Annotated in this window: 23 protein-coding genes; 12 read left to right on the forward strand and 11 right to left on the reverse strand. The window is 62.0% G+C overall.

Annotated features, from left to right (window positions below; translation table 11 throughout):
- Positions 1–55: 55 nt before the first annotated feature.
- From DTP52_RS23520 to DTP52_RS23540, 3 genes are all read right to left on the reverse strand, one after another.
- Positions 56–1,330: an FAD-binding oxidoreductase gene (locus DTP52_RS23520; RefSeq protein ID WP_109755494.1), complete on the reverse strand. Its 1,275-nt coding sequence runs from the start codon at positions 1,328–1,330 to the stop codon at positions 56–58.
- A 35-nt stretch (positions 1,331–1,365) separates the two neighbouring features.
- Positions 1,366–2,034, reverse strand: coding sequence for a haloacid dehalogenase type II (locus DTP52_RS23525; protein WP_109755495.1), 669 nt, complete (start codon positions 2,032–2,034; stop codon positions 1,366–1,368).
- An 860-nt stretch (positions 2,035–2,894) separates the two neighbouring features.
- Positions 2,895–3,779 (reverse strand): LysR family transcriptional regulator, encoded by an 885-nt coding sequence (locus tag DTP52_RS23540; RefSeq protein WP_109755498.1) that lies wholly within the window; start codon positions 3,777–3,779, stop codon positions 2,895–2,897.
- Positions 3,780–3,874: 95 nt separating this feature from the next.
- Here DTP52_RS23540 and DTP52_RS23545 point away from each other — a divergent pair, with 95 nt between their 5' ends.
- From DTP52_RS23545 to DTP52_RS23560, 4 genes are all read left to right on the forward strand, one after another.
- Positions 3,875–5,011: a DSD1 family PLP-dependent enzyme gene (locus DTP52_RS23545; protein WP_109755499.1), complete on the forward strand. Its 1,137-nt coding sequence runs from the start codon at positions 3,875–3,877 to the stop codon at positions 5,009–5,011.
- On the forward strand, positions 5,001–5,399 hold the full coding sequence (locus tag DTP52_RS23550; protein ID WP_109755500.1) for a RidA family protein: 399 nt from the start codon (positions 5,001–5,003) through the stop codon (positions 5,397–5,399). The genes DTP52_RS23545 and DTP52_RS23550 overlap by 11 nt, the downstream gene beginning before the upstream one ends.
- Positions 5,396–6,577, forward strand: a complete 1,182-nt coding sequence (locus DTP52_RS23555) for an FAD-binding oxidoreductase (RefSeq protein ID WP_109755501.1) — start codon at positions 5,396–5,398, stop codon at positions 6,575–6,577. The genes DTP52_RS23550 and DTP52_RS23555 overlap by 4 nt, the downstream gene beginning before the upstream one ends.
- 205 nt (positions 6,578–6,782) lie before the next feature.
- Positions 6,783–8,231, forward strand: coding sequence for an aldehyde dehydrogenase family protein (locus DTP52_RS23560; RefSeq protein ID WP_109755502.1), 1,449 nt, complete (start codon positions 6,783–6,785; stop codon positions 8,229–8,231).
- Between the two features lie 5 nt (positions 8,232–8,236).
- Here the strand turns inward: DTP52_RS23560 and DTP52_RS23565 are convergent, their stop codons facing one another.
- Together DTP52_RS23565 and DTP52_RS23570 are read right to left on the reverse strand one after the other, a co-directional pair.
- Positions 8,237–8,629, reverse strand: a complete 393-nt coding sequence (locus DTP52_RS23565; protein WP_109755503.1) for a GFA family protein — start codon at positions 8,627–8,629, stop codon at positions 8,237–8,239.
- A gap of 33 nt (positions 8,630–8,662) precedes the next feature.
- Complete coding sequence (locus DTP52_RS23570; protein WP_109755504.1) at positions 8,663–9,589, reverse strand: LysR family transcriptional regulator; 927 nt, start codon at positions 9,587–9,589, stop codon at positions 8,663–8,665.
- 130 nt (positions 9,590–9,719) lie between these two features.
- Between DTP52_RS23570 and DTP52_RS23575 the strand changes: the two genes are divergently transcribed.
- Positions 9,720–10,121 (forward strand): RidA family protein, encoded by a 402-nt coding sequence (locus DTP52_RS23575; RefSeq protein ID WP_109755505.1) that lies wholly within the window; start codon positions 9,720–9,722, stop codon positions 10,119–10,121.
- Between the two features lie 351 nt (positions 10,122–10,472).
- Here the strand turns inward: DTP52_RS23575 and DTP52_RS23580 are convergent, their stop codons facing one another.
- From DTP52_RS23580 to DTP52_RS23595, 4 genes are all read right to left on the reverse strand, one after another.
- Positions 10,473–10,952, reverse strand: coding sequence for a VOC family protein (locus DTP52_RS23580; protein WP_109755506.1), 480 nt, complete (start codon positions 10,950–10,952; stop codon positions 10,473–10,475).
- A gap of 69 nt (positions 10,953–11,021) precedes the next feature.
- Positions 11,022–12,323 (reverse strand): Nramp family divalent metal transporter, encoded by a 1,302-nt coding sequence (locus tag DTP52_RS23585; RefSeq protein ID WP_109755507.1) that lies wholly within the window; start codon positions 12,321–12,323, stop codon positions 11,022–11,024.
- Positions 12,324–12,476: 153 nt separating this feature from the next.
- Positions 12,477–12,713, reverse strand: coding sequence for a hypothetical protein (locus DTP52_RS23590; RefSeq protein ID WP_109755636.1), 237 nt, complete (start codon positions 12,711–12,713; stop codon positions 12,477–12,479).
- On the reverse strand, positions 12,706–13,494 hold the full coding sequence (locus DTP52_RS23595; protein ID WP_109755508.1) for a VacJ family lipoprotein: 789 nt from the start codon (positions 13,492–13,494) through the stop codon (positions 12,706–12,708). The genes DTP52_RS23590 and DTP52_RS23595 overlap by 8 nt, the downstream gene beginning before the upstream one ends.
- Positions 13,495–13,779: 285 nt before the next feature.
- Between DTP52_RS23595 and DTP52_RS23600 the strand changes: the two genes are divergently transcribed.
- From DTP52_RS23600 to kefC, 4 genes are all read left to right on the forward strand, one after another.
- On the forward strand, positions 13,780–14,490 hold the full coding sequence (locus DTP52_RS23600) for a response regulator (protein WP_109755637.1): 711 nt from the start codon (positions 13,780–13,782) through the stop codon (positions 14,488–14,490).
- Positions 14,487–15,821, forward strand: coding sequence for an ATP-binding protein (locus tag DTP52_RS23605; RefSeq protein WP_109755509.1), 1,335 nt, complete (start codon positions 14,487–14,489; stop codon positions 15,819–15,821). Before DTP52_RS23600 ends, DTP52_RS23605 begins: the two co-directional genes overlap by 4 nt.
- 180 nt (positions 15,822–16,001) lie before the next feature.
- On the forward strand, positions 16,002–16,523 hold the full coding sequence (gene kefF / locus DTP52_RS23610) for a glutathione-regulated potassium-efflux system oxidoreductase KefF (RefSeq protein WP_109755510.1): 522 nt from the start codon (positions 16,002–16,004) through the stop codon (positions 16,521–16,523).
- A 1-nt stretch (position 16,524) separates the two neighbouring features.
- Positions 16,525–18,351 (forward strand): glutathione-regulated potassium-efflux system protein KefC, encoded by a 1,827-nt coding sequence (gene kefC / locus DTP52_RS23615; RefSeq protein ID WP_109755511.1) that lies wholly within the window; start codon positions 16,525–16,527, stop codon positions 18,349–18,351.
- 6 nt (positions 18,352–18,357) lie between these two features.
- On the opposite strand, the gene DTP52_RS23620 is transcribed toward kefC, so the two are convergent.
- Positions 18,358–19,326 (reverse strand): GlxA family transcriptional regulator, encoded by a 969-nt coding sequence (locus DTP52_RS23620; RefSeq protein WP_109755512.1) that lies wholly within the window; start codon positions 19,324–19,326, stop codon positions 18,358–18,360.
- Between the two features lie 91 nt (positions 19,327–19,417).
- Between DTP52_RS23620 and DTP52_RS23625 the strand changes: the two genes are divergently transcribed.
- Entirely contained in the window at positions 19,418–20,200 is a 783-nt protein-coding gene (locus DTP52_RS23625; protein ID WP_109755513.1) for an MBL fold metallo-hydrolase, read from the forward strand.
- On the opposite strand, the gene DTP52_RS23630 is transcribed toward DTP52_RS23625, so the two are convergent.
- Positions 20,197–21,060, reverse strand: a complete 864-nt coding sequence (locus tag DTP52_RS23630; protein ID WP_109755514.1) for an aldo/keto reductase family oxidoreductase — start codon at positions 21,058–21,060, stop codon at positions 20,197–20,199. The genes DTP52_RS23625 and DTP52_RS23630 overlap by 4 nt on opposite strands.
- 100 nt (positions 21,061–21,160) lie before the next feature.
- Between DTP52_RS23630 and DTP52_RS23635 the strand changes: the two genes are divergently transcribed.
- The gene (locus tag DTP52_RS23635; protein WP_109755515.1) at positions 21,161–22,114 is read left to right on the forward strand and encodes a LysR family transcriptional regulator; all 954 of its coding nucleotides are present in this window, start codon (positions 21,161–21,163) and stop codon (positions 22,112–22,114) included.
- A gap of 560 nt (positions 22,115–22,674) precedes the next feature.
- The gene (locus DTP52_RS23645) at positions 22,675–23,355 is read left to right on the forward strand and encodes an SOS response-associated peptidase family protein (protein ID WP_109755516.1); all 681 of its coding nucleotides are present in this window, start codon (positions 22,675–22,677) and stop codon (positions 23,353–23,355) included.
- The last annotated feature ends 41 nt before the right edge of the window (positions 23,356–23,396 follow it).

The raw sequence follows: 23,396 nt of genomic DNA on the forward strand, positions 1-23,396 counted from the left end.
CTCGATTGCGCACGATTGACGCAATGTGTTGAAACGCCAAACAACACCCTGCAACTCAGTGCAGGTAGTCCTGCAAGCGGTAATACGCGCCTACCAGCGGCAGGAACCAGGGTTTGCCGAAATGTCCGGGGATGGCCGGCCAGTCAAGCTCACGCCAAGGGTTGGCCTCGACCTTGCCGGCCATGACCTCGGCCATGACCTGCCCCATGTGCACCGACATCTGCACACCATGGCCGCTGTAGCCCATGGAGTGATAAACCCCGCCATGCTGGCCGGCCCGGGGCAGGCGATCGGACGTCATGTCCACCAGGCCGCCCCAGCAATAGTCGATCCGGGCGTTCACCAACTGCGGGAACATCTGCACCATCGCCGCTTGCAGCACCTTGCCGCTCTTGGCGTCGGAAACGCTGTCGGACATGGCAAACCGCGCGCGGCCGCCAAACAGCAGGCGATTGTCCGGGGTCAGGCGAAAGTAGTTACCGATCATGCGGCTGGTGACATAAGAGCGCCGCGCCGGCAGCAAGCTGTCGATCAGCGCCTGGGTCAACACCTCGGTGGCGACCACGAAACTGCCCACCGGTACGATCCGCCGCCGATACCAGCCCAGGCCACCCTGCTGACAGGCGCCCGTCGCCAACAGGATCTGCGAGGCCTGCAACGCGCCCTTGCTGGTGTTGACTCGATAACCGCCGGCACTGGCCTTCCAGTCCTGCACCGCCACCCCTTGGAAAATCAACGCACCGTGACGGGCAGCGGCTTCGGCCAGGCCGATGCCGAAACGCCCGACGTGCATCTGCACACCGTTGCGCTGTAACAGGCCACCGTGAAACTGCGCCGAATTGACTTCCGCCCGCGTCTCCTGGGCCGACAGTAACTCGACCTCGGCATCGACTTCCTTGCGGATCAATTCGCAGGTGCGCGCCAACCCTTCGTAGTGCATCGGCTTGGCGGCCAGCTTGAGCTTGCCGTTACGCTTGAGGTCGCAGGCAATCCCCTCCTGCTCCACCAGCGAGACCACGCTCTGCACGGCACTTTCATAGGCCTGGTAATACGCCCGTGCCTTGTCGGCGCCGAGGCTGGCGGTGAGCGCCGCGTAATCCTGGGCCACGCCGGTACTGCAATGCCCGCCGTTGCGCCCTGACGCCTCGCCAATCACCCTGCCCGCTTCCAGCACCGCCACGCTGGCCCCCTTCAAGGCCAGGGCCCGCGCCGCGGCCAACCCGGTGAAGCCGCCACCGACGATGGCGACATCGACCTGCCCGGGCAATCCGCCGAGCTGGGCACCGGTGAACGCCGGTGCGGTGTCGAGCCAATAGGACTCACTGCCCATGTCTAACCCCTTTCGCCTTGAAGAGTGCGCTCGACTCAGAGCCCGACCAGCGCGGCCAACCCGCCGATGTCCGGGATCTGGTGGTAGCCATACACGGCATTGGCCGGTTGTTCGTGACCACGGGCCACAAAAGCTTTGTGCTTGATCTTCATGTCGTGGGCCGACATCAGGTCGTAGCGGAAGCTCGACGACACATGCAGAACATCCTCCGGCCCGCAGCCGAGGTTATCGAGCATGAATTCAAAGGCGGCCAGGCGCGGCTTGTAGACCTGGGCCTGCTGGGCGGTGAAGACTTTATGGAAAGGCGCGCCGAGCTTGTCGACGTTGGACATGATCTGCTCGTCCATCGCGTTGGAAAAAATCACCAGGGGGATCTTGTCGGCGATTTTCGACAGGCCCGCCGGTACATCGGCGTGGGGGCCCCAGGTTGGAACGGCGTCGTAATAGAGCTGGCCTTCGCCACGATACTCGACGCCCCAACGCTTGCAGACCCGCATCAGAGAGGTCTTGATGATTTCATCATAGGGCCGCCATTCACCCATCACCTGGTCCAGGCGATAAGCGGAGAAATCCTTGACGAACTGGTCCATCTGCCCGGCATCGACACGGTCGGCGAACAGCTCGCGGGTCATGCTGCCCATCTGGAAATTGGTCAACGTGCCGTAGCAGTCGAAGGTGATGTACTTGGGTCGAAGAAAGCTCATGAGTGCGGTCCTGGATTGTTGTTGAAGACATGCCGAGGCAAACATTGATGCTGTTCGTGAAGCTTCGCTGCAACGCTGCATCACGTTTTCATTACAACACCATGAGACCGTGGATAAATCGTTAAAAATACCGGCCGCTTGGTACAAACCACCGTTTTGCAGGGCTCGCTCAGCAGACTTTGCGGGATGCTCCAGGCGTGGGCGCTGCGCCCGTGTTTGCGTGGTCTTGCGGGCAGTTATGGTGCGCCAAACGGGTCTGCAAAGGGTCGTTTGCGGCAGAATCTACGCTTGGCGCAGCAGCTCCAGCATCCCGGGTGAATGGGCTGCCGCCATCGCGAGCAGGCTCGCTCCCACAGGGGATCTTGGGCAGTCGCATGATTGGTGTTCGCCACAGATCCATTGTGGGAGCGGGCTTGCTCGCGATAGCGGTGGGACAGCTTGCAGTGATGTTGAATGTGCTGCTGTATTCGCGAGCAAGCCCGCTCCCACATTAGTCTTGGCTTGGTCCGCAAGACCGGTATCCACCACAAATCCCCTGTGGGAGCGGGCTTGCTCGCGAAAGCGGTGGGTCAGCTTGCAGTGATGTTGAATGTGCTGCTGTATTCGCGAGCAAGCCCGCTCCCACATTAGTCTTGGCTTGGTCCGCAAGACCGGTATCCACCACAAATCCCCTGTGGGAGCGGGCTTGCTCGCGATAGCGGTGGGGCAGCTTGCAGTGATGTTGAATGTGCCGCTGCATTCGCGAGCAAGCCCGCTCCCACATTAGTCTTGGGTTGGTCCGCAAGACTGGTATCCACCACAAATCCCCTGTGGGAGCGAGCCTGCTCGCGATGGCGGTGGATCTGTAAGGAACCTTTTGCTCAGGCTTTCAACTCAGCCTCAAGAAAGCTCACCAACGCCTGTACCCGCGCGCTGCGCAGTTTGCGCGAGGGCACGAGCAGGTTGATCGGGGCGCTGTCGAATTGCCAATCGGCGAGCACCCGCACCAGGCGACCGTCGGCGATGGCTTTACTGACGTCCCACTGCGAACGCAGCACCAAACCCAGGCCTTGCTCCGCCCAGCGCCGGGCCACGCTGCCGTCGTTGCTCAATAAAGCCGGTTTGATCCGCAGGGTCTTGCGCCCGTGCTCGTTGCGCAGGTGCCACAGCGTGACATCTTCATCGTTCTCACGAATGCAAATGCAGCGGTGTTCGGCGAGTTGCTCAGGCGATAAAGGCGTGCCGTGCTGCTCCAAGTACGCAGGACTCGCACATAACCACCGATCGTTCTGCGTAAGAGGCCGGGCAACCCAGAGGCTGTCGCTGAGGGTGCCGATGTGAATCACCGCGTCGCTGTCATGACGGTCGGGCCAGGGCGTTTCCCGCAGATCCAGATGCAGGCACAGCTGCGGATGCAACCTGGCAAAACGAGCCAATAGTGGCGCGATGTGTTGTCGTCCATACCCAAACGGCGCCGCCAGCCTGAGGGTGCCGACCAGCCGATCATCCTGCTGTTTGAACGACTCGGGCAGCGCCTCCAATTGATCCAGCAACAGCGCACTCTGCCGGGAAAAGCGCTCACCATCGGCGGTCAGGCTCAGGCGCCGGGCATCGCGATTGGCCAGGGTCAGGCCGAGCAGCGTCTCCAGTTTGCGCAAGCGCATGGACAGCGCGGGCGGCGAGACATTGAGCGCCCTGGCGGCGGCGCTCAGGGATTCAGAACGCGCCAGGGTCACGGCCATACGCAGGTCTTCGAGGCTGATCATTCAGTTCAACTTAATGATTGATGACGCCACATTGAACCACGACTTTACGATGACTGAGTAGAGTCGAGCCTGTCTCCAACCACCGAGTCCTGTTCATGCCAGCCTCAATCGCTTGCCTCGATACCCCGGTCGCGCTCATTGATGTGCCGCGAATGCAGCGCAATATCCAGCGCATGCAACACCGCATGGACGCCCTGGGGGTGCGTTTGCGCCCGCACATCAAGACCAGCAAATGCCTGCCGGTGGTCCAGGCGCAGATCGAGGCAGGCGCCAGCGCAATCACCGTGTCCACCCTCAAGGAGGCAGAGCATTGCTTCGCCGCAGGCATCCACGACATCTTTTATGCCGTGTCCATGGCACCCGGCAAACTGGCCCAGGCCCTGACACTCCGGCGCAAGGGCTGTCGATTGAGCATCTTGACCGACAGTCTGGCGGCGACGCAGGCCATCGTCGATTTCGGCAGGCAGCACGACGAACGTTTCGAGGTCTGGATCGAGATCGATTGCGATGGCCATCGCTCCGGCGTGCGCGTCGAAGACGATGCACTTGTCGACATCGCCCGGCGACTCCGTGAAGGCGGCATGCAGCTTTGCGGCGTCATGACCCACGCCGGATCCAGCTACGAACTCAACACGCCACAAGCGCTACAAGCCCTGGCCGAACAAGAGCGCTACATCTGCGTCAGCGCCGCCCAACGCATCCGCGTAGCCGGGCTGGCCTGCCCCCAGGTCAGCATCGGTTCCACACCCACGGCACTTTCGGCGCAGAGCCTGGAGGGCGTCACAGAAGTGCGCGCTGGCGTCTATGTGTTCTTCGACCTGGTGATGCACAACATCGGCGTTTGCCGGGCGGATGAAATGGCGCTGAGCGTGCTGACCACCGTCATCGGTCATCAGCCGGACAAAGGCTGGATCATCACCGATGCCGGCTGGATGGCCATGAGCCGGGACCGGGGTACACAGCGCCAGCAACGGGATTTCGGCTATGGACAAGTGTGCAGCGAAGCCGGCGACTGGATCGAGGGCGCCCTGCTCTCCAGCGCCAACCAGGAACACGGCATCGTCACCCTTTCCAGTCCCGGGGAGGTCGCTATCACCGAGCGTTTCCCCATTGGCAGTCGCCTGCGCATCCTGCCCAATCACGCCTGTGCCACGGGTGCGCAGTTCCCTGAATACAGCGCCTGCGATGCCTCGGGTGCGGTGCACACCTGGAGTCGCCTGCATGGCTGGTGAAATCGAGTTGATCCAGACCACCCAGGCGGCCGCTGCGGGCGGACATTACACCCAGGCGGTCTCGCACCAAGGCGTTTTGTACGTATCCGGACAACTGCCGGTACGCGCCGATGGCAGCCACAGTGTCGACCAACCGTTCGAGGTACAAGCCGCCATCACCCTGGATAACCTGATGGCGATTCTCCGCGTGGCAGGCCGTCGTCCCAGCGACCTGCTGAAAGTAACGGTCTATGTCGTCGGCATCGAACACTGGCCGGCTTTCGACCGGATCTACGCCCGTTATCTGGGCGAACACCGACCTGCGCGCGCGGTGGTGCCCGTCCCGGCCTTGCACCATGGGTACTTGATTGAAATCGAAGCGCTGGCGGGCAGTGAGAGCACATCATGAAACCGGAAAAAAGCGATGTACTGATTATCGGCGGCGGCATCATGGGGTCGGCTTCGGCGTTTTTCCTGCGCCAGCGCGGGCGCTCGGTGACGTTGCTGGAGCGCGACCTGATCGGCCAATACGCCAGCGGCGTGAATTTTGGCAACGTGCGGCGCCAAGGACGATTCCTCGGCCAACTGGAACTGTCTAATCGCTCGTACGGCTTGTGGAAACGGCTCCCCGAGTTGATTGGCGATGACCTGGAATTCATCCCCAGCGGCCATATGCGCGTCTGTTATCGCGAGGACGAAATCGCCGAGCTTGAAGCCTACGCCGCCGCCCCCGAGGCCCGGGAGCTGGACTTGCAGATCATCACCGGCAAGGCCCTGCATGCACGTTTCCCGTTCCTCGGCCCGGACGTCAAGGGCGGCTCGTACGCACCTCACGACGGCCACGCCAACCCGCGCCTGGCCGCCCCGGCATTTGCCCGCGCAGCGACACGGGCCGGGACAAGTGTGCGCGAGCGAACGGAAGTCGCCGCGGTACAAAAGGTCAATGACGAATTCCACGTGACCACCACCGACGGCCGACTGTTCATTGCCGAGCAACTGCTGATCACCGCCGGGGCCTGGGGGGCGAAGCTGTCAGAACAATTCGACGAAGCCGTGCCGTTGGAAGCCAATGGCCCGCAGATGTCGGTCACGGAACCGGTGCCCTATGCCTTGCCGACGGTGATTGGCGTGTTCACCAAGATAAAGGAAGAAGTGATTTATTTCCGACAGATACCCCGGGGCAACATCATCATCGGCGGTGGCAACCGCTGCAAACCGGACATGCTCAACCGGCGCGCCTACTTCAAGCCCGAAAGCCTGCTCAATCAGATGCGGCAGATGAGCCGCCTGCTCCCCGGGGCCGAGCACCTCAACATCATCCGGGTGTGGAGCGGCATCGAGAGCTATACCCCAGACTCGCTGCCCATCATCGGCCCCAGCGGCAAGATCAAGGGATTGTTCTATGCCTTTGGTTTCTGCGGGCATGGCTTCCAGCTCGGCCCGGGCGTTGGCGACGTCATGGCCGAGCTGATCAGCACCGGCCGTACCGGCACCCTGATCAGCCCTTTCGATATCCGCAGGTTTACCGAACCGACAGGGCTGGTGATGCCTCAGGCGAGCCTTCCCGGCACCGGCAGGCTCGTTTGACCCACGCCATCGTGGACACTTCTGGCCCTGAACCGACGCCGCTGTGTTTTTTGCGAAGTTAGCCCGGCAGATACAGCAGATTCTTCTTTGCCAGGCTTGAGAACGGCATATCCCATCAGGGCCGCTTTGTTAGTTTATCGAGAAGAAAAACGGCATCACGATCTGTTGCCGGCAGCGCTATCACCGCTCTATGGGAGCCCGTTGGATGACCACCCAATTCTCGAACAATCCGCCTACGTCCCGGCAGTTTTATATCAATGGCGGTTGGCAGCCTCCGGCCCATCCGGCCACCCTGGCGGTGGTCAATCCAGCTACCGAGGCCGTCATCACTGAAGTCGCCCAGGGCTCAAGCGAGGACGTTGAGCGGGCCGTGGCGGCGGCTCGCGCAGCGTTTCCCGGCTGGTCGGCAACTTCGGTGGATGCCCGCGTGGCGGTCCTTGGAAAGATCCATGAACTGATCCTTGAGCGCAAAGAAGCATTGGCCCAAGCACTCTCGCTGGAAATGGGCGCGGCCATCAGCTTCGCCCGGGCCATGCAAGTGCCGCTGGCGGCTGAACACGTACGGGTGGCCCGTGACGTGTTGTCCACCTATCGCTTCCAGAACGTCGAGAATGGTACCGCCATTCAACGCGAACCCATTGGCGTCTGCGGCCTCATCACGCCGTGGAACTGGCCGCTGTATCAAATCACCGCCAAAGTCGCCCCGGCGATTGCCGCTGGCTGCACAGTGGTGTTGAAACCCAGCGAATTGTCGCCCCTGAGCGCCTTGCTCTTCGCCCAACTGGTGCATGACGCTGGCCTTCCGGCGGGTGTCTTCAACCTGGTGAACGGCAGCGGTGCCGAAGTCGGCGCGGCCATGGCGGCGCATCCCGATATCGACATGATCTCCATCACCGGCTCGAACCGCGCTGGAGCGCTGGTGGCCCAGGCTGCCGCCCCGACAGTGAAACGCGTGACGCAAGAGTTGGGCGGCAAGTCGCCAAACGTGCTGTTGCCGGACGCCAACTTCGCCAAGGCCGTGCCGCCAGGAGTGATGTCGGCGTTTCGCAACGTCGGCCAATCATGCAGCGCGCCAACCAGAATGATCGTGCCCAGGAACCGCTTGGCGGAAGTCGAGGCGTTGGCGGCCGCTACCGCCAACGCGATCGTCGTGGGCAATCCGCAATCGGAAGAAACCGTGCTCGGGCCCATCGCCAACGAAGCCCAGTTCAATCGCGTGCAGGTCATGATCGAAGTGGGCTTGAACGAGGGCGCCAAGCTTGTTTGCGGTGGCCCAGGACGCCCGGAGGGTTTTGAACAAGGCTTCTACACCCGCCCCACGGTTTTCTCGCAGGTCGACAGCGCCATGCGCATCGCCCAGGAAGAAATCTTCGGCCCGGTGCTGTGCATCATTCCCTATGACACGGTGGATGAAGCCGTCGCCATCGCCAACGACACCGTCTATGGGCTGGGGGCGCATGTCCAGGGCCAGGACCTTGATCTTGCACGTGCCGTTGCGTCGCGTATCCGCGCAGGGCAAGTGCTGCTGAACTACCCGGCGTGGAACCCGATGGCCCCCTTCGGCGGCTACAAGCGCTCAGGCAATGGTCGTGAGTATGGGGTCCACGGGTTCGAGGAATATCTGGAGATCAAGGCGATAGTCGGCTTCGAGTGAGCGCCCTACTCCTCGAACCGCCCCGTGCCCTCGCGATCATGGGCGTAGTGTCGGCTGAACGGAAACGTCGGCAGCCATGACTCGCGGCGCACGGTCCAGCTTTCGTAGCTGGGCATCAGTTGATCGGGGGCATCCAGCGTACCCAGGTTCACTTCAATTTCGTCGCCGGTACGGGCGAACACCGACGAGCCACAGCGTGGGCAGAAACAGCGCCCGGCGTAATCCCGTGTTTCCCCCTCGATCGTCACCGCATCCTGGGGGAACACCGCTGCGGCGTAGAAGAGTGCGCCGTGATGCTTGCGACAGTCGAGGCAGTGACAGAGACCAACGCGATACGGCCGCCCCGAGGCCTCGATACGCACGTTGCCGCACAGGCAGCCGCCAGTGAATCGGTCCATGGTGTGTCTCCTCTAAAACCGGCCAGTCGGGTTTCACCATACATGTCGATCAATGATAGGCGCGTGCTGCGCCATCAGTTCCACAACCCAATCGATGAACACCCGTAGCTTGGCACTGACGTGGCGGTTCGGGGGATAGGCCAGATAAAGCGGCATTGGCTCGAGCTGCCAGTCTTCGAACAGCGGCACCAACTCACCTTGCCCCTGGTGACGCCGGGACATGTACTCGGGCAGCCAGAGCACGCCCAGCCCCGCCAAACCGGCCGCGAGATAGGCGTTGCCGTCATCGATGGCCAACGCGTAGCGCCCTTTGACGTGAAGCAGCTCACCGTCACGGCGCATGGCGTAGGGCAGGGATTTGCCGGTGCGTGCCCACAGGAAACCAACAGTGCGATGGTGCGAATCTTCCAGCTCTCGCGGATGCGCGGGCAGGCCAAACCGTGCCAGGTAACTCGGGGCGGCGAAAACGCCGAGGGCGAGATCGCCGACGCGTCGGGCGACCAGCGACTGATCCCTCAATTCACCACCGCGTACCACGCAATCGACGTTTTCATCGATCAAGTCGACGATACGATCACTGACGCCCATGTCGATCTGGATGTCCGGGTATCGCTCATAGAACGCCGGCAAGGCCGGTATCAGGATCAGAGCGGCCAGCGGGCTCGGCACATCCACCCGCAGCCGGCCCCGGGGCAGTGCTTGCGCACCGGACAGGCTGGTCTCGGCATCGTCCATGTCGGCCAACAGCCGGATCACCCGCTCGTAATAAACCGCGCCGTCGGCGGTGACGTTGACCTTGCGCGTGGTGCGGTTGAGCAACTTGACCCGCAACCGTGCCTCGAGCTGCTGCACCAGTTGGGTCACGGTGGTCTTGCTCATGTGCAGGGTGTCAGCGGCCTTGGTGAAGCTGCCCGCCTCCACCACTCGAACGAACGCTTGCATCGCATCAAAACGATCCATTTCTGCCTCAGGGTCGATCCGATTGTTTGGATTCTACAAACAGTGATCACCAAGGTTGCTCGTTTATCGCGTGGATACAAGCCCCTAGAGTGAATCCATCATTTGGAACCCACTCTTGATGGAGGTATTCATGAAACAACGCGATGTGGTTTTCCCGCCTGGACGCCAGGCACTTTATGAGCGCAATCGCTACTCGCCGGCGATTCGCTCCAATGGCTTTCTGTTCGTCTCGGGGCAAGTCGGCAGCAACGAAGATGGCTCGCCAGAGCCCGATCTGGAGGCTCAGGTCCGGCAAGCGTTCACCAACCTGAAGGCGATTCTGGCTGCCGCTGATTGCAACTTTGACGATGTGGTCGACGTCACGGTCTTCATGGTCGATCCCCAGTCGACCTTCGAGCGGGTCTGGAGCGTCGTGCCCGAGTTCTGGGGCAACGCACCGCATCCGACACTGACAGCGGTGGGCGTGACGTGGCTGTATGGTTTTCAGTTCGAGATCAAGGTGATTGCCAGGTTGCCTGAAAACACCCTGTAGGTCAGCTTGCATCAATGTTGGCTGTGCCGCCGCCATCGCGAGCAGGCTCGCTCCCACAGGGAATGGCGGTAAGGCCGAGTCTTCAGCCCACCCTGCAACCAATGTGGGAGCGAGCCTGCTCGCGATAGCGGTGGGTCAGTCTGTATCAATGTTTGGCTGTGCTGTCGTCATCGTGAGCAGGCTCGCTCCCACAGGGAATGGCGGTAAGGCCGAGTCTTCAGCCCACCCTGCAATCAATGTGGGAGCGAGCCTGCTCGCGATAGCGGTGGGTCAGTCTGTATCAATGTTTGGCTGTGCTGTCGTCATCGCGAGCAGGCTCGCTCCCACAAAGGATCTAAGGTGGGTCGCCGGCTAGCCTTTCACCGCTGCTTCAATCGCGGCAATGTCGATCTTGGTCATCGTCATCATGGCCTCGAAGGCACGCTTGGCGGCGGCTTTATCGGCACTGGCGACGGCTTCGAGCAGCACGCGGGGGCTGATCTGCCACGACAGCCCCCACTTGTCCTTGCACCAGCCGCAAACGCTCGCCTCGCCGCCGTTGTCGATGATCGCATTCCACAAGCGGTCCGTTTCCGCCTGGTCCTCGGTTGCAATCTGGAATGAAAAAGCCTCGCTGTGCTTGAATGCCGGCCCGCCATTGAGGCCGATGCAAGGGATGCCCATCACCGTGAACTCCACCGTGATCACATCGCCTTGCTTGCCCGACGGATAATCGCCCGGAGCATGATGGATGGCGTTCACCGCGCTGTCGGGAAAGATTCTTGCGTAGAATTCTGCCGCTTCCTGGGCGGTGCCGTCGTACCAGAGACAGATCCTGTTTTTATTATTCATTCCGGCTCTCCGAAAGGGACTGGACGATAAAGTCTAGCAGTCCCCCCGAAAGTTACAGATGACTGGCCATCAGGTGAACAGCTCCACACCCAACTGGAATGCAACCCACAACGCCAGGCCGGTGGCAAACATCAGCGCGATGTTCTCGAACAGGTTGTTGCGGTATTCCTTGCCCAGCAGGGATTTCTGGTTGGACATGATCAGCAGGCCCAGGGAAATCACCGGCAAGCCGACGATGTTCAGCGCGTTGACACCGATGGTCAGCGTGACGAAGTCCGGCATGCCGGGGAGCGACCAGATCAGTGGCGTCACGAGAATGAACAACATGAACCATTTGTGCATCGGGTCACGGTGGAACTCTTTGCCGTAACGCTCCCGGCGCCCGGGCCGCACATGTTGGAAGGCATCGGTGATAAGCATCGGGAACGCCGTGGTCTTGCCGGAGATGCTGGCGAACAGCGTGGCGAACACACCGATAAAGAACACGTACCAACCGATCGAGCCGAAGAACATTTCCAGGGCCTTGCCCAGATCGCCCAGGGTTTTGACCTCGATGCCGTTGGGTCGCAGGATTTCCGCGCCGACGATCCAGATCGCCAGGTTGATGATGATCCCGACAAACACCGCAAACAGCAGGTCGTTACGCTGGATACGCTTGTGTTCAGGCCCTACCCAGCCCTTCTGGCGCATGACATACGGATGGACGAAGTTGGCGATGGAGCCGGCCACTGCACCGATCACCGAGACAGCCACCAGCAGCGCACCGTGCACGCCTTCATCGGGCGGAATGCTGAAGCCGATGGTGCCTTTGACGATGCCGGCGACATCCGGGCCGGACATCACCGCCAGAGCCAGGAACGCCAGGGTCATGATCGCCAGCAAGCCTTTCATCACGCCTTCGATCATCGAGTAGATATTGCGCCCCACGAGCATCCATACCGCCAAGACCACCGCCACCGAACACAGCAGTGGATAGTCGACCTTGAGCAACATGGCCAAGGCTTCGCCAGCACCCTTGATCATGTAGGCATTCATCAAGTGCCCCATGAGCAATGCATACACCAGCAGGAACCAGGCGAAAAGCGGATTGAGCTGGGCATAACCTTGCAGGATGGTCATGCCCTGGTTATTGCAGAGCTGGAAGCGCGCGATGATGTTGACGATCAGGTAGCGCAGCAGAAGAGAGACCGCCAGCACCCACATCATCGCGTAGCCGTAGTTCGCCCCCGCCACCGAAGATGTGATCAGGTCGCCAGCGCCCAGCCAGGAAAGAACAGCAATGATACCGGGGCCCAGTAGCTTGAGCAGACGTACGAAACGGCCCTGCACGGGCGCCGCAGCCTGGCCTTCAGCGGAAGGAATGCTCGTCATGGATGGAATCTCCGTTTATTGTTTTTGTGAGAAACGGCCACAGTCGAACACATTAGATACGACGTCGTACAACCATTATTAATCTGTAATTATGTAGAAATGTTTCATGGCATCCGCTCCCGAGATACCACTGTATTAAGAAGCAAATTGCTACTAAGCCCCCACCGGCTCGCCGTTATCAACCATCCAGCGCACCATCCTCGCCAACGGCACCCGATGCTGCTGGATCGCGCACCAACTGACATGTTCATGGCGATACAACTCGACGTAACGATTGAGCAGCACATGGCGGCCATCCTCGGCCAACTGCAGTTCAACCTCACGGCAATGCAGTAGATCCGCATCGGGCGAGCGCATCCGTCGATGCAGCACCAACACCTGGCTACTCATCAGCGGCAGCTCCATTCTCGCATTGCGGGTTATCCTGCACGACCGCCCCCAACTTGCCCTGTGCGACAAAATCGGCACGCCGCTGCGCCGTTGCATCGCGAAGTGCCACGTAGTAATCCGGTTCGGCCTGCAACTGGTCTGTCAGAGGCAATGCCTCGGCGCGGCCATCGACAACGCCGCCGACGGTGTTGATCGTGCCCAGGGTCTCGACAGTGCTGCTGTTGTCGCCGAACGGGTCGACGGCGAAACTCAGCACTTCGCCCGTGGCGTCCCTCAGGTTGGCGCTGCCCAGCAACGGCAGCTCCACGATCGGCCCGGGCGCGACGTTCCAGACGCCGAAGGTCTGGCCGAAATCGGCCTTGTGGCGCTCGATGCCCAGCTTGCCCGACACGTCGATCAACCCGACGATACCCGCCGTGGTGTTGATGACGAAACGGCCCAGTGTGTTGACCGAGCGTTGGGCGTTGCCTTGCAGCAGGTCGTTGATGAACACCTTGGGCTCGCCGAAGTTCGCCACGAAGTTGTGGACGCCGGCCTGGAACGTCTCCGGCAGTTTGCGATAACCACGGGCAACCGGGGCCAGCGCATAGTCATCCACGGTTCGGTTGAACGCGAAGATGCCGCGGTTGACCGGTTCCGCAGGATCGTGAACGGTGTAATTCGCGCTTTCACACGAGCCTGGTTTTGCAGCCGGCGTGCTGGAGCAACCGCTGGCGAGTGCCGTCAAAACAACTACAACGGTGGATCGAACAAACAATGGGGCGGGTTTGGTGATCGGCATACAGGGTTATCTCGGCGAGGAATGGAGGCGATACCGGTCAACTAAAGAACCGATGCCGGACACAGCTCTTGTGGCGAGGGGATAAATCCCCTCGCCACAGGTTCTGTATAGGACCGACTACTTTTTAACTGACCGACATCAAAGGCCATCCTGCCGCTGTTTTTTTGCCCGCAGATTTCCAGAACATTGCCCGCCGGCAACTTTATTGCCGGATTGAAATATATGACGCAGGCCCCGGATTGACCCTAGTATCCCCTCCTGTATTCATTACTCTGCGTGCCCACCGTGAGCCATTTATTACTGGTGGACGATGACCTCGAAGTCCTCGCCCTCTTGCGCAAGTTCCTCGAACAACATGGCTATAGCGTGGATGTGGCCGCCGACGGCAACGCCTTGTGGCAGGCGGTGGAGCGTCGGGTGCCGGACCTCATCATCCTCGACGTCATGCTGCCGGGCGACAACGGTCTGGTGCTCTGCCAACGACTGCGAACCGAGCACAGGGTCGCCATCATCATGCTCACCGCCATGGGCGAATTGAGTGACCGCGTCGTCGGTCTGGAGCTGGGGGCGGACGATTACCTGACCAAGCCCTTCGACGCCCGGGAGCTATTGGCCCGGGTACGTGCCGTGCTCCGGCGCACCGGAGAAGCCAGGGAGACGTTGAGCGACTCATCCCGGCCCATCCTGGAGTTCGAAAACTGGCAGCTGGACGTCACCCGGCGCGAACTGCGCTCGCCGGACAAGGTCATGATCCCGCTGTCCGCCGGAGAATTCGAACTGCTGCTGGTCTTTGTCGAACACCCGCGTCGGGTGCTGACCCGCCAGCAGTTGCTGGACCTGGCGCGCGGCGAAACCTTCGAGGCGTTCGACCGCAGCATCGATGTCCAGGTCAGCCGCTTGCGACGCAAGTTGGAGACCGACCTCACCGGTGCGTCGATGATCCGCACCGTGCGCAACAGCGGCTACCTGTTCAGCCCCCATGTGGTGAAGCGATGAAATGCACTCGACGGCCATGGGATACGCTGGCGCGCTGGATCGCCCTGACCACCCTGGTTGCCATGCTCACGTTGCTGGCCCTGAACGCGCTGTTCAGTCAACTGACTGATGCCTGGGCCCGCCCTCCCCTGATGGAAACCGGTCTGATTGAAAAGATCGCCGCCATCACCCGCATCATCGACTCGGCAACGCCCGAGCAGCGGCCCACGATTGCCAGGACAGCCAGTGACCCGATCTTCAACACACAATGGCTCCAACGCCATGAAGAAGCCAAGCTGCCAGTGATCGACGACCCCGAATACAGCGATGGCGCACTGCGCTTGCGCCAACAGTTGGGCCGGCCCGACGCGAGGATCGAGGGCTATGAGCCGAGCGACTGGCCCGCCGGCCAGCCCGGCGCACGCTACGCCGCGATGATCGAATTGACCGACCACTCGTGGGTCATGTTTTCCCTGCCTGCGCGCAGTTGGGGGCTGGAGGAATGGAAGCGCAACCTGATCATGCTGGCGCTGATCCTGGTGTCGACGATTATCGTCGCGCTGATCGCCACGCGACACCTGGCAGCGCCCTTGCAACGCTTTGCCGAAGGCGCCAGGCGCTTCGGCGTGGATCACAAGGCACCGCCTATTCCCGTCGTCGGTCCCCATGAAATCCGCCAGGCGATCCTCGCCTTCAATGCCATGCAGGCCCAGCTAAAGCACTTCATCGAGGACCGCACCCAGATGCTCGCCGCCATCTCCCACGACCTGCGTACGCCCTTGACCCGCATGCGCCTGCGTGGTGAGTTCATCGAGGATGCCGAGCAGCAATCCCGGCTGTTCAGGGACGTCGATGAAATGCAGGCGATGATCAATTCAGCCCTTGAGTTCTTCCGCGACGATGCCCGGCTTGAACATGCCACCGCGTTCGACCTGGCCGAGCTGCTGCACACCATCGTCGATGACCTCAAGGACGCCGGCACCGAGGTTGGATTCGAAGGCACCCAGCGCCTGGTTTATGTCGGCCGGCCCATCGGCATCAAGCGTGCATTGGTCAACCTGATCGACAACGCGATCAAATATGGCGGCGAGCCGACGGTTCGCCTCGAAGCCGACGCCCACCGTGTGGACATTCGCATCCTGGACCGCGGGCCCGGCATCGACTCCCAATACCTTGAGCAGGTCTTCGCGCCGTTCTTTCGCATCGAAGGCTCTCGCAACAAGCACACCGGCGGCGTCGGGCTGGGCCTGTCGGCGGCCCGGGCGACGGTGCTGGAGCATGGCGGGACACTGACCTTGAGCAACCGTCGGAATGGCGGGTTGGAGGCCAGGGTCTCGCTACCGCTTGACTGAAGCCCCCCCCGATGTATCGATCCGCTCTAAACAATCAGCGCCTTCCTCGGTAGGATGTCCGGCCTTTCCAGCCTCGACGCTGCCCCGGGAAGGCGCTTTTGTTTACATCGCTCGACTCAATACCATCGCTCGCGTTCACGACAGACAAGGATCGGCGGAGCCAAACCAAGGAATTCACCGATGATTCTTATCATTTATGCGCACCCCTACCCCGACAAATCGCGGGTCAACCAGTTGATGCTCAAGCGAGTGTCGAACAACCCGGACGTGGTCATACGTTCGCTCTACGAGCTCTATCCCAATTTCGATATCGACGTCGAGGCGGAACAGCATGCGGTGGAACAAGCCGATCTTGTGGTGCTCCAGCACCCGATGTATTGGTACAGCACCCCGCCCCTGCTGAAACTGTGGATCGATAAAGTCTTCACCCACGGCTGGGCCTACGGCAAAGGCGCCGTCGCCCTCAAAGACAAGCGCCTGCTGTGGGCCGTCACCACCGGTGGCGATCAAGCGCATTTTGCGATCGGCGACTACCCAGGTTTTACCGCGTTGGCCCAACCCCTCCACGCCACGGCCATTTACTGCGGCATGCGCTGGTTGGAACCGGTGGTCGTGCATGGCGCCTATGCCGCCGACCCTGACGCCCAACATGCACAAATCGAACACTATGGCGCTCGCCTGGCCGCCTGGAAGGAAGATTGAAATGGAGACTCACAGCCTGATTGAAATGCTCATCTACCTGGCCTCGGCGACGCTGATCGTCCCGATTGCCGTTCGATTTGGCCTGGGCCCGGTGCTGGGTTATCTACTGGCCGGGTGCATCATCGGCCCGTGGGGGCTGAAGCTGATTACCGACGTCAAGGCGATCCTGGAGTTCGCTGAAATCGGCGTGGTCCTGATGCTGTTCATTATCGGTCTTGAACTCGACCCCAAACGGCTCTGGGCCTTGCGCCGGATGGTGTTTGGTGGCGGTGCCCTGCAGATGCTCGCCTGTGGCGCTGCCATTGGCTTGTTCTGTACGGCCCTGGGCCTGAACTGGACGGCGGCGCTGCTGGTCGGCCTGACCCTGAGCCTGTCCTCCACGGCCATCGCCATGCAGGCCATGAGCGAACGCAACCTGACCGCCACCGCCGTCGGGCGCAGCAGCTTTGCCGTGCTGCTGTTCCAGGACATCGCTGCGATTCCGCTGGTGGCGATGATTCCGCTGTTGTCGGCCCACGGCGACACCCCTTCGGGCACCGCGCTGTTGCTATCGATTGGCAAAATCGTCGCTGCCATCGCCATCGTCGTGCTGTTGGGTCGCTACGTGACGCGACCGCTGCTGCGCTTCGCCGCCCGCTCAGGCCTGCGGGAGATTTTCAGTGCCGTCGCGCTATTCCTGGTGTTCGGCTTCGGCTTCCTGCTGGAGGAAGCTGGGTTGTCGATGGCCATGGGCGCGTTCCTTGCCGGGGTGCTGCTGGCCAGCTCCGAATACCGCCATGCGCTGGAGAGTGACATCGAGCCGTTCAAGGGCCTGCTGTTGGGTCTGTTCTTCATCGGCGTCGGCATGTCGATCGATTTCGGTACCCTGGTCAACGCACCGCTCAAAGTGATCACCCTGACCCTGGGTTTCATCCTGATCAAGCTGCTGGTGATCAAGCTGGCGGGCCGGTTCCTCAACGTCCCCGCCGGCCAGCGCTCCTGGCAGGCGGTGTTGCTGGGCCAGGGCAGCGAGTTCGCCTTCGTCGTGTTTGGCGCGGCGACCGTGGCCGGCATCCTGACCGATCAATGGGGCAAGAGCCTGACCCTGGCGGTGGCCTTGTCCATGTGCCTGACGCCCTTGCTGATTCTGCTGCTGGATCGCTTCGAGTCCGTCACCCGGAAAAACCAGCGCGAATCCGACCTCGTCGACCAGCAGAACCCACGGGTGATCATCGCCGGGTTCGGCCGCTTCGGGCAGATCGCCGGACGCCTGCTGATGTCCTGCGGCGTCGAGGTGGTGGTCCTGGATCACGACCCTGACAACATCGAGACGCTGCGCAAGTTCGGCGTGAAAGTCTTTTATGGCGATGCCACGCGCCTCGATCTGTTGCACGCCGCCGGCGCGGCTCAAGCGGTGGTGCTGATCAATGCGATCGACAATCAGGAAGACAACCTGACGCTGACCCGGCTGGCCCAGGAGCACTTCCCCGCATTGCAGTTGATCGTGCGGGCGCGGGACATGGGACACCTCATTACCCTGCGGCAGATGGGCGTGGAAGCGGCCGAACGGGAAACTTTCGAGAGCGCGCTGTCATTGGGTCGCAGTGCCCTGGAGCGCATGGGCGTCGGGGCTTACGAAGCGCGCGAACGGGCGGATCAGTTCCGGCGGCTGAACCTCAAGATGCTGGAGGAAATCGTCGCCCAGCCGGAAGACGACCTCAAGTTCCGCCATGACGCCTACCGCCGCGCCAATGCGCTACTCACGGAGATGTTCAACGAAGACCGTGCCCACCCCGTCGACAGTTGGCCGGAACATCATCGCAACGAAACCGACAAGACGCCGAGTTGACCGGCGTCATACACGCCCGAACTTGCGCCGGTATTGCACCGGCGTCAGCCCGGTCAGCGCCTTGAACATGCGCTGCAAGTTGGAACTGCTGCTGAAACCCAGCTCGGCGCCGATGCTGGCAAGGGACTGCGCCGTCAACGTCAGGCGTTCGCTGACCTGGTTCAACTTGATGCGCCGGGCATAGGTCGCGACCGCCTGGCCCGTTTCACGGCTGACCTTGCGTGCCAAGGTACGCTCGGACACCGCCAGCTCGCTTGCCAGTGCCTGAACGGTGATCCGCTCGGCCGGCATCTGTTCGATCAAGCCATGCAACTGCCGCAGCCATCCGCTGGGTTGCTCGATCAGCGCACTGCCTTGGAACGCTCCATGGGCAATGGCCGGGCGCGGCAGCACCATGAGCCGGGTAATGTCCCGCAGCACGTCGCTGCTGACGCTGCGTTCGATGAGTTTTTCGGCGATGGGCAGGTAGCCGTTCACTCCGGACGCGGTCGCCGTGCGTTCGTTGAACACGCAGTTTTGCTCGCTTTGCCAAAGGACTTTTCGATACTGCTGCTGCATCGCTTGCGCCAGCCACCAGGTCACCGTCGCGCCCTGCCCGTCCAGGCGACCACTGGCGGCCAGCAGGCAGACGCCGGTGCAATAGGACCAGAGCCGCAGCGTTCGGGCAAGCTTGGACAGCGCGCTCACGAGAGCCGTTTGATCAACCAGCAGCGCATTCACCTGCTCGGCCGATTCGGCCCAGAAGCCGGGAACCAGGACAGCATCCAGCGCGATGCTGCCCAGGGCCGCTTCCGCGTGCAGGGCCACGCCATGGGCACACACCACCGGCCCGGCTTGCAACGCGATGTAACGTGCCTCGAACAACGTCAGCCCTCTTCTGCGGTTGGCGGCATGCAGCAGATCGGCGAAGGCAAACAGGCCGGCGGGCATGCAGCCGGGAAACAGAAGCAGACCGATTCGGATTTTTCTGGTCATGGCTTGAAACGAATCAAAGATGTCAGATCCAGCCATTATGCACACGGAACCGGAGCGGCACCATGAAGCGCTCGCTCAACAGGAACGTCTCATGAACATCCAGCAGATCCGTAACGCCACGATCATTCTTCAATTCGGCCCGTATCGCGTGCTCGTCGACCCGATGCTGGCTGCCAAGGGCACGCTGCCGCCGCTTCGACTGTTCGGTGCCACGCAGCGCAATCCGCTGGTGGAGCTTCCGGCTTGCACAGCGAAGGACCTTGAGGCTGTCACCCATTGCCTGATCACCCACTGCCAGAAAGGCCATTTCGACCATCTGGACGGCGCGGCCAAGCGATGGCTGAGGGAAAAACAGATCCCGGTCATCTGCACACCCCATGACGCCCCGTACCTCGCCAAGCGGGGCTTGAATGTCCAGGCGCTTGCCCAGGCACATGACCAACCCCACTCATTCCTGGGCGGCACCATCCGCTCCGTCCGCTGCACCCATGGGCTGGGCCTGGTGGGCAAGTTGATGGAGCACGGCGTCGGCTACCTGATCGAGCTGCCCGGGGAGCCAAGCGTCTACCTCAGCGGCGACACCGTACTCACCCCCACCGTGTGCGAATTCATCCTGCGCCACCAGCCGCAGGTCAGCGTGGTCCCGGCAGGCGGGGCACGCTTCGATGTGGGCGGCGACATCATCATGGGCATCGACGAGACGCTGGAATTCACCCGCCTGTCCCACGGGACCGTAGTGGCCAATCACCTGGAAGCGATCAGCCACTGCCCGACGACCCGCAAGGCCCTCGCCGAAGCCGCCGCGAGGGCCGGTGTCGGAGGCCGGTTGTTGATACCGGAAGATGGCGAGACATTGATTTTCCAGGCGGCCTAGACCAGTGCGTCCAGCTCGGCGAGCAGCGGCGCAGGGATCTTCAGCTCACTGGCCGTGAGGTTTTCCCGCAGGTGCGCCAGGGACGATGTGCCGGGAATCAGCAGGATGTTCGGCGCACGTTTCAGCAACCACGCCAGGGCCACACACAGCGGTGACGCCTGCAAGCGCGCCGCCACGCTGGAAAGGGTTTCCGATTGCAGCGGTGTGAAGCCGCCCAGCGGGAAGAACGGCACGTAGGCGATGCCCTGCCGACCGAGGTCAGCGATGAGTTGTTCGTCGTCGCGATGGGTCAGGTTGTAGTGGTTCTGCACGCAGACCACCTTGGCAATGCCCTGGGCCTGCTTGACCTGCGCGGCCGTGACATTGCTCAGGCCCAGGTGGCGGATGAGCCCCTGGCGCTGCAACTCGGCCAGTGTCGTGAACGATTCCTCGATGGAAGCCTCCGAGGGCGAATGCAGGTCGCCCCACACCCGCAGGTTGACTACGTCCAGGACCTCCACGCCCAGGTTGCGCAGGTTGTCGTGGACCGCCCGGGTCAGCTCGGCGGGGCTGTGGGCCGGGTTCCAGGACGCATCGGCACCGCGAACGGCACCGACCTTGGTCACGATGACCAGATCCTTGGCGTAAGGGTGCAGCGCTTCGCGGATCAACCGGTTGGTGACATGGGGCCCGTAGAAATCCGCGGTGTCGATGTGGTTGACCCCGTTCGCCACTGCTTCGCGCAGCACGGCGATGGCGGCCGCCGGATCTTTCGGCGGCCCGAAGACCTGGGGCCCCGCCAACTGCATCGCGCCATAGCCCATGCGATTGATCGTGCGATCACCCAGTAAAAAGGTGCCTGCCTTGCCTGCAATGTTCATCTCGTGCCCCTCGGATCAATGTAAGTGGGCCGACTATAGGCGTTGACCACTTCATTGATAATCAGGTGCAATCAGCACGGGCTGTACGGCGGAGAGAACAATGGCGACGGATATTCAAGACTTGCTGGCCTTCGTGGCCGTGGTCAATGCAGGGGGCTTTCGTGAAGGCGCGCGGATGAGCGGCAAGTCTGCCTCGAGCCTCAGCGATGCCGTACGCCGGATGGAAAGCCGGCTCGGCGTGCGCTTGCTCAACCGCACCACCCGCAGCGTGGTGCCGACCGAGGCCGGTGCGCGGTTGATGGAACGCATCGTCCCGGCCCTGGGCGAAGTCGAGGCGGCGATGGACGTGGTCAACGATTTTCGCGACCGTCCTTCCGGCACCCTCCGGCTGAACGTGCCGGTCAGCGCCGCCCGCCTGGTGTTGCCGGCGCTCATCACGCCGTTTTTGCAAAGCTATCCCGACATCCGCCTGGAGGTGATCGCCGAAGAGAGCTTCGTCGACATGCTCGCCGCCGGTTGTGACGCCGGTATTCGCTACGACGAGCGTCTGGAGCAGGACATGATCGCCCTCCCCATCGGCCCACGGTTTCAGCGCTTCGCAACCGCCGCATCCCCGGCGTACCTCGACGCCAGGGGGCGCCCCGAACACCCTCGGGATCTGCTCAAGCACGCCTGCCTGCGGGGCAAATTTCCCAGTGGCGCGATGCCGCTCTGGGAGTATGAACGTGACGGCGAAACCATCAGCGTCGACCCGAGCGGTCCGTTGATTGTCAGGATCGGCGGCGCAGTGGACCTGTCGGTGCAAGCTGCAGTGGACGGGTTAGGGATCGTCTACCTGTTCGAGGACTGGCTACGGCCCTACCTGGACAGCGGCGCCCTCGAACCGGTACTCGAACCCTGGTGGCAGCGCTTCACCGGGCCATTCCTCTACTACCCCGGCCGTCGCTACCTGCCCTCGCCGTTGAGGGCTTTCGTGGACTTCATCAATGCACAACGGTATGGGAGCGAGTCTGTCCGCGAGGACGTCGGCACGGCCAACCGCCCCGCAAGCTGATACACCGCTATCGCGAGCAGGCTCGCTCCCACAAGGGTGCGGCGGTGTAGTTGAAAATCCCGCACCGCCACAAATCCATTGTGGGAGCGGGCTTGCTCGCGAAAGCGTCAGCACGGCCAACCTCCCCGCCAGCTGATACACCGCTATCGCGAGCAAGCTCGCTCCCACAAGGGTTCGGCTGTGTAGCTGAAAATCCCGCCCCACCACAATCCATTGTGGGAGCGAGCCCGCTCGCGATGGCGTCGGCACAGCCAACCTCTGCGCAAGCTGACACTCCGCTATCGCGAGCAGGCTCGCTCCCACAAGAGTTCGGCTGTGTAGCTGAAAATCCCGCCCCACCACAAATCCATTGTGAGAGCGAGCCCGCTCGCGATGGCGGTCGTGCATTCATCCCCAATGGCCCGCTCGTCTCCCCGCCGCGAGGATTTTCGAACCAAGCGTTTCGCCACGGTTCGGACCTACATGACACCGCTGAAAGCCACCTGATGCGCTTCGACGTCATGCCTTGAACAGCGGGTAGATCAAGGCTTCTTTGCGTTTCACTGCCGGGAGTTTTCGTTATGTGTGACGGTCTTGTTCAACACGTTTCTTCAAAAGACTCCCTGGCGTATTTCGCCCAGCGAGATACGCCCGGCAACCGTTTCGCTACCCTCGTGACGCCCTTGGAGCTGTGCGTGACAACGCCGCCCCAGCCTCAGGAGCGGCATGCCCCGATCAAGCCAGGCATGCAGGTCAGCGCCATTCGCCGGCGCGGTGGGCACTTGGAGTGCATCAAGGTTCGCTGGGGCTGGTCGCCGATCTGGTCGGTGGGAACGATGCCGCCGCTCACGCATCTGCCCTTGCATCTGGTCATGCGTTCCAAAGTCTTCGATCCCATCAAGCACGAAGGCCGCGTACTGGTCGCCGTGGAGGGCTGGTATGAGTCGCAGCCCCCCGCCTCACCCTCTCAGGCGCAACAGCTCACCTACACGACCGACCGGCAATCGACCCCGATCTTCCTGGCCGCCCTGGCCCAGGCCAGCGAGACCCCGTTTGGCTGTGACGGCCTGGCCCTGGTGACGTATGGCGACATCGCCAGTCAACAGCAGCGGGTACTGGCTTTCAGTGCCGAAGATGCACTCGACTGGCTGGCGCCCGAGCTGGGATGGGAGCAGGCACAGCGACTGGCCGCACGCCTGAACGGCGCGCAACCACCCCTTGAACCGGCAGTGACAGCCCAACGTCCGGCCCAGAGGCTTTAATGCTGGGAACAGCGGGCGGCAAGCGCACGGATAAAGGAATG

It is taken from the genome of Pseudomonas sp. 43mfcvi1.1 (genome assembly GCF_900115935.1).
Classification (GTDB): Bacteria; Pseudomonadota; Gammaproteobacteria; order Pseudomonadales; family Pseudomonadaceae; genus Aquipseudomonas; species Aquipseudomonas bijieensis.